The sequence below is a fragment of the Teichococcus aestuarii genome (assembly GCF_003116135.1).
Lineage (GTDB): Bacteria > Pseudomonadota > Alphaproteobacteria > Acetobacterales > Acetobacteraceae > Pseudoroseomonas > Pseudoroseomonas aestuarii.
On the sequence record NZ_PDOA01000089.1, the window covers coordinates 1 to 452 of the forward strand.

The following is a 452-nucleotide window of genomic DNA, read 5'->3' on the forward strand; positions in this document are numbered from 1 at the left end:
GTACTGCAGGGGGCGCCCACCTGCTCAAGGACATCTGGCCGGGATCGCACGGATCAGATATTGCCGACCTGACCCGCCTGCCTGATGGGCGCGTCCTGTTCACCGCCCAGGACCCCGAGCACGGCTATGAACTTTGGGTGACCGACGGCACCGCCGACGGAACGGCGTTGCTCTACGACATCAATGACGGGGATGGCTCCCTTCGGCCGGGCAACTTCGCCGCGCTTGCCGACGGCCGTGTCGTCTTCGTGGCGAGCAACATCGCGGCGGGCAGCGAACTGTGGGTGACGGATGGTACCCGCGACGGTACGCAGCTCATGATGGACTTTGACCTGCCCCCTTAAAAGTGGACCGCCGCTGATGTGAGATTAGCGGGACGCGGAGGGGAGGAGGTTGAGATGGCGAGGAAGCAGCACAAGCCGGAGGAGATCGTGGCCAAACTGCGTCAGGTC

General features: G+C 64.4%; 1 protein-coding gene. It reads left to right on the forward strand.

Annotated features, from left to right (window positions below; genetic code table 11):
* Positions 1-344: hypothetical protein (locus CR165_RS24265; protein ID WP_456316332.1), on the forward strand; the 344-nt coding region annotated here is incomplete at its 5' end.
* Positions 345-452 lie beyond the last annotated feature (108 nt).